At 44.7% G+C, this 6,524-nt stretch carries 5 protein-coding genes; 2 read left to right on the forward strand and 3 right to left on the reverse strand.

All coding sequences use genetic code 11. The annotated features are described in order from the left end of the window. The 3 genes from A1D16_RS13960 to A1D16_RS13970 all read right to left on the reverse strand — a co-directional run. Nucleotides 1–641 (reverse strand): sugar phosphate nucleotidyltransferase (locus tag A1D16_RS13960; RefSeq protein WP_290710526.1); only part of this gene is annotated, 641 nt, incomplete at its 3' end. 61 nt (nt 642–702) lie between these two features. Further along, on the reverse strand, nt 703–1,764 hold the full coding sequence (locus tag A1D16_RS13965; protein ID WP_290710528.1) for an inorganic phosphate transporter: 1,062 nt from the start codon (nt 1,762–1,764) through the stop codon (nt 703–705). A gap of 60 nt (nt 1,765–1,824) precedes the next feature. After that, complete coding sequence (locus A1D16_RS13970) at nt 1,825–2,472, reverse strand: DUF47 family protein (RefSeq protein WP_290710530.1); 648 nt, start codon at nt 2,470–2,472, stop codon at nt 1,825–1,827. A 157-nt stretch (nt 2,473–2,629) separates the two neighbouring features. Here A1D16_RS13970 and A1D16_RS13975 point away from each other — a divergent pair, with 157 nt between their 5' ends. Together A1D16_RS13975 and A1D16_RS13980 are read left to right on the forward strand one after the other, a co-directional pair. Continuing rightward, nucleotides 2,630–3,850: a porin gene (locus A1D16_RS13975; RefSeq protein WP_290710532.1), complete on the forward strand. Its 1,221-nt coding sequence runs from the start codon at nt 2,630–2,632 to the stop codon at nt 3,848–3,850. A 100-nt stretch (nt 3,851–3,950) separates the two neighbouring features. Further along, nucleotides 3,951–6,524, forward strand: a 2,574-nt coding sequence (locus A1D16_RS13980) for a TonB-dependent receptor (RefSeq protein WP_290710535.1), incomplete at its 3' end; no start/stop codon positions are given.

The raw sequence follows: 6,524 nt of genomic DNA on the forward strand, positions 1-6,524 counted from the left end.
ATAATCGAAACCTTTAGTTTGCCCCTGCGCAGGTATTCTTTATTGACATCGGTTATTTCATATTCGCCCCGCGGACTGGGTTTCAGGTTTCGGGCAATTTCTTTCACTTCGTTATCGTAAAAATAAAGACCGGGTACGGCGAAATTACTTTTGGGGGAAGCTGGTTTTTCTTCGATGGAAATAACCTGGTTGTTTTTGTCAAATTCTACCACACCATACCTTTCCGGATCACTGACCCGGTAGGCATACACAATTCCGCCCTCCGGATTTGTATTGTGCGCCAGTTGGGTACCAAGTCCGGCTCCGTAAAAAATATTATCTCCCAGCACCAGCGCTACTTTATCGTTTCCGATAAAGGGTGCTCCAATTACAAAGGCTTGCGCCAGGCCATTGGGCGTTGGTTGTTCGGCATAAGTTATGTCTAATCCAAGTTCTTTGCCATCTCCCAGCAGTTTTTTAAAAAGAGGAAGGTCGTGCGGGGTTGAAATGATGAGAATTTCCCGGATTCCTGCCAATAGCAGGGTGGATAGTGGATAGTAAATCATGGGCTTGTCATAAACCGGCATGATTTGTTTGCTGATTGCATAGGTAATTGGATGCAGGCGGGTTCCCGAACCGCCGGCAAGTATGATTCCTTTCATATAGATTCAAATAGCCGGCAATATAAACCAAATTCTCTATGTGTGGGCCTTTGGGCTCAAATCACATTACCCATTTCAGGATAAAATATACGATTGCGGCGATAATGGCGGAAACGGGAATAGTAAGGATCCAGGCCCAAAGCAGGTTGATGGTAACGCCCCAACGCACGGCTGAAAGACGTTTGGTGGCACCTACCCCTATGATAGCTCCGGTAATGGTATGGGTGGTACTTACAGGAATACCTAAAGCTTCCGATATATAGAGGGTAGCAGCCCCGGCGGTTTCGGCACTCACTCCTTCTAAAGGTGTAACTTTAGTGATACGGGTACCCATGGTTTTTACAATTTTCCAACCACCACTCAGTGTTCCCAGGGCAATAGCAGTAAAGCTTGCTACCGGTACCCACCAGTAATCCGTTACAAAATGAGAAAAGCGATGTGCGGAATCGAGGGTGGTATAGGTGGCATTACCATTCTGAACTTCGAAATAGATAACTGCTGCACCGATAATACCCATTACTTTCTGGGCATCGTTTCCTCCGTGTCCCAGGCTGAATAAGGCAGAGGAAACAAGCTGAAGGCGACGAAACCATTTTTCCGCTTTGTAGGGTACCGCTCTCCGGCAAATATTTAAGATGATGACCGTAATAATATACGCAATGATCATCCCAATAACCGGTGCAAGAAAGATGAACAAAAAAGTAGGAAGAACTTTTGCGTAGTTGATAACATCCTGCCCGTTTTCTGCCATTCCACCGGCATGTGCTACGGCCGCACCCATAAATCCGCCCAGCAGGGTATGTGAAGAGCTGGAGGGAATTCCAAACCACCAGGTCAGCAGGTTCCAGGTAATAGCAGCAATCAAGCCGGCAAAGATTACTTCAAGCGTGATAAAATTTTCATGTACAGATTTGGCAATCGTGTTGCCGATTTTAAACTCCCCGATCAGGTATTTGGAGATAAAAAACGCGGCAAAATTGAAAACCGCTGCCCATAGAACCGCCTGAAAAGGGGTCAGTACCTTGGTAGAAACAATAGTTGCTATAGAATTGGCAGCATCGTGAAAGCCGTTGATATAATCAAATATCAGGGCTAACACAATAATGATTACCAAAAATGTCATGGGGAGAAGTTTTAAGAATTGAGACTGGACCGGTAAAACCCTTGCTGTGCTGCAGCTTGCTTAGGCATATTTAATTATAATACTTTCGATGACGTTGGCAGCATCCTCACATTTATCCGTAACGATTTCCATCACCTGGTAAATTTCTCTTTTCTTGATTACTTCTTTGGCATCGGGTTCCGTTTCAAACAGCCGGTCGATACTAAGGTCAAAGATATCATCTGCCTGGTTTTCGATGCTGTTTACCTTAACAAGCGCATCCGTGATCTGGCGCATATTTTTCATATTGCGCAACTCTATCACTGCATTTTTAATATGTTCTGCACCTTGTTCAATCAGGTCGGCCATTTTTTGGATGCCGGGGTCGTTGGGATTTACTTTATAAAAGTTGATTTTTTTGGCAGATGCAAAAATATAGTCACAGATATCATCCAGCGCTGTTGCCAGGTAATGAATGTCTTCCCGGTCGAAGGGAGTAATAAAATTACGGCCCAGTTCGGTAAAGATTTTATGTGTGAGGTCGTCGTTTACATGTTCCAGGTCTTCCATTTTGGAGATCAGTCCGGCTCGCTTATCAAAATCACTTTCGCTTACCACATCTTTCATCAGGGAGCCCATTTTTGCCACGGTATTGGCCACTTCTTCGAACAGGGAATAGAATACTTTATCCTTGGGTGTAAACAGTTTCAGGATGGAGGAAAGTGACATAAGTAAATTTTGCGCAAAAATAGACTGGTTTAGGGTGTTGCGGGGAAATCCGGCCTTTGGTAATAATTTCTTAACATTGACTGCCCGTCCACCCTGGCTTAGCCTTTTACCTTTGCCCCCGTTAACAATAAGGCAATAATTACTTAACAATGCGAAAATGAGCTTCCGATATCGTGAAACAGGGTTGGTTTTGGTAATAATATGCTTATTTCTGGGGGCTTCTGCGCAGGATTCTCTGAAAACAGTTAAAACGGTGGCCGTCAGCAAAAAGAAATGGTACGAGACATTTACCATTCGGGGCTACGTGCAAACCCGGTATAACCGCCTTCTTGAAACCAATCCCAAGCTTAAATGTGACCAGTGTGATCGGGGCTGGGGCGGAAACGGGGGATTTTCCTTTCGCAGGGTACGTATAATTATTCAAGGTAATATATCGGAGCAGGTATCTATATATATACAGCCGGATTTTGCTTCTTCTACTTCCAATGGACTTAATTATGGTCAGATCAGGGATGCTTATTTTGATCTGGCATTCGATAAACGGAAAACCTGGCGGATTAGAGTGGGGCAGAGTAAGGTTCCGTATGGATTTGAAGCCTTGCAAAGTAGTTCTAACCGATTGCCGCTGGATCGAAGTGACGGAATTAACTCAGCCATTGTGAACGAACGAGACCTGGGGGCTTTTATTTACTGGGCTCCCGTAGAAAAAAGGGAATTATTTAACCGGCTCACGGAAGATGGGTTAAAAGGTTCGGGCGATTATGGGGTGGTAGGTGTTGGTATCTTTAATGGCCAGGTTGCCAACCGTCCTGATCAGAACCGTACCGTTCATGTGGTAGGGCGTCTTACCTGGCCGGTGCAGTTAAATAATGGACAGATCATTGAAGGATCTATACAGGCTTATTCCGGTAATTTTACCCTGTCCGATACTACAAAGGGGGTGAAACTGGTAAACCCGGAAGCCAGTTATAAGGATGAGCGCGTGGCAGCTTCCTTTATTCTCTATCCGCAACCCTTTGGCATACAGGCTGAATACAATGTAGGTACCGGTCCGCAATACGACCCCACCAGCAATACAGTGCTGCAGAAAAAATTACAAGGCGGTTATATAATTGCGAATTATATGGTAAAGCCGGGAAAAATGGTGCTTATTCCCTTTGCCCGTTACCATTATTATGAGGGAGGCAAGAAATTTGAACTGGATGCACGCAGTTATAAAGTGAATGAGTTGGAGTTTGGCACCGAATGGCAGATAAACCGGAATGTGGAACTGGTTGCCATGTATGTTATATCAAACCGGCGTTTTGAGGACGCTACGCTTCGCAGCAATGCACAACAGGGACGTATACTACGCCTGCAGGCGCAGCTCAATTTCTAAGTAACATTCCCGTAATATTAGCGTTACAATTCGTTAACGCTGTAGTAACAGGTCGATAATATTGCCCTTCTACTTTTGCCCGCAAATAAACCCCTTAGTTGTGAGCAAAAACTTGTACTACCTGTTGTTACTGGTGTTGTTTTCCGGATTAAGTGCAGCAGCACAAACCACCGTTAAACTCAGTGGTAAAGTAATCAATTCTCAAAATGAACCAGTGCCGGGTGCAACCATTGCCATTGAAGGCGCACAACAGAGGGTGGCCGCTGATGTAGAAGGAAGGTTCAGTTTAATCCTTGCTGCCGGAAAAAAATATGTACTGCGGGTTTCAAGCGCCGGTTATAATACTAAACTGGTAGAAGAGGTAGAGTTGAAAGCAGGCGTAGAAAATACGGTTACCATTGTATTGGAAAACAAATCAGAATTGGGCGAAGTGGTGGTGCGCACATCCGTACGCCGGGAAACTACCTCCGCATTAATTAATCTTCAGCGAAACAATACCGCAGTTTCAAGCGGCATTGCGGCAGACCTGATCAAGCGTACACCAGATCGCACCACCGGGGAAGTATTGAAAAGGGTCAGTGGTGCATCTATACAGGATAATAAATTCGTGATCGTAAGAGGACTGAGTGACCGTTACAATGCAGCCTTTATCAACAACGCCCAATTGCCTTCGTCAGAACCCGATCGGAAAGCGTTTTCCTTTGACGTAATTCCTGCCAACATGATTGATAATATTATTATCAATAAAACTGCCACCCCGGAACTAACTGGTGAGTTTGCAGGAGGTTTAATACAGGTACAAACGAAAGATATTCCTACGAAAGATTTTCTTTCTGTTGGTTTTCAATTGGGGTTTAATACCAATTCCGCCTTTAAAGAGTTTATCTCCAATGAGCGGACGTCGACCGACTGGCTGGGATTTGATAATGGCACGCGGAAATTTCCTGCAGGTTTTCCGGGATCACCGCAGGAATATCGCGGACAAAATGTAAATGACCAAATCACGGATTCCAAGTTGTTCCGCGACGATGTATATGCCCAAAAGAAAGCGACGGCCCTGCCGATTATGACTTATAATATTTCTTACGGCACAGCCCGTACACTGAAGAACGATGCAAAACTTGGATTGATTGCTTCTGTAGTGTATAGGAATTCGATGCTTAAATATAGGGTGAACCGTCAGTTTAGCCAGAACGATGGCTCGGCTATTTTCCAATTTGAAGATCTGCAGAACCGTTATCAGACCAATATCGGGGCACTTATCAACCTGACCTATTCTCAGAAAAAAAATAAAATTTCCTTCAAGAATATTTACAACCGTTTTTACGACGATAATTATTTTATCCGCGAGGGGGTTAACAATAACAGGAATCAAACCGTTGATTTTTATTCTTCTTTCCTGAACCAGCGGAATTTTTTCAGCAGCCAGTTAGAAGGTGATCATCAATTATCCATAGCTAAAGCAAAATTTCGCTGGAATGCGGGCTATTCACTGGTTACGCGCGATCAGCCCGACCTTCGTACCCAACAGTATACACAGGCTTTTGGAAGTACAGTAAAACAGATTGACCCGGATGATTCACGCAGGTTCTGGTCTGATCTCGCAGATCATACCATCACTGCATCGGGCGCGTTCACCCTGCCGTTTAATTTATTCGGAGAGAAGCAGAATTTCAAATTCGGGGGTTCTACGATTATCCGCTTCCGTGATTTCAAATCGAGGATTTTCCGCTACCGGGAGGCCAGTTTGCCAAATTTCAACGATGCATTGGTTAGCCTGCCTTACGACCAGATTTTCAAGCGCGAAAATTTTGGCCAGAACGGATATGTGATGGATGATTTTACCGGCAACTCAGATAAATATTTTGGTATATCAGCGATTAATTCCGGGTTCCTGATGCTGGATAATAAGTTAAGTGATAAGGTTCGCCTTGTATGGGGAGCGAGACTGGAGTTTTTTGAGCAATATCTTACTTCCAAAGATGTTACGGCCAAGCGGATCAATGTAAATACGGAAACCTATGATTTTCTACCTTCCCTGAACCTTACGTATTCTATTACAACGAAACAGAATATCCGTTTCGCGGCATTTCAGACAGTTGCCCGTCCGGAGTTCCGGGAAATTGCCCCTTTCCAGTTTTTTGACTATGAATCAAATTTTGGGGTATCCGGAAATCCTTCTTTAAAACGGACCAAAATCCTGAACCTTGATTTACGGTATGAGATCTACCCGAAAGCAGGGGAGGCATTTACTGTTGGTGCTTTTTATAAGCGGTTTACCGATCCGATTGAGTTTCGCCTGGATCCGGGATCCAATGCCGACCGCCGTTTATATTTTTATCAGAACGCAGCAGAGGCGAACACCTATGGTGCGGAGCTGGAGATCCGCAAGAACCTGGATTTCCTGGGAGATGGAAAACTGCTAAATAATATGACAGCTTTCGGAAACTTCACTTACCTGTTTTCGGATGTGAGTTTTCCGGATGCAACTTCTTCGGGGCAGACACTTAACTCTAACCGACCGATTCAGGGGCAGTCGCCTTACCTGATCAATGCCGGGTTGCAATATTCTTCTGAAACTGCCTTCAATGCTACATTGTTGTATAACCGTATCGGTCCCCGGTTGGCGTTGGTGGGGAATGGTGAGTTCCCGGATATTTATGAGCGTCCCCGA

The organism is Flavihumibacter sp. CACIAM 22H1 (assembly GCF_001601815.1).
GTDB lineage: Bacteria > Bacteroidota > Bacteroidia > Chitinophagales > Chitinophagaceae > Flavihumibacter.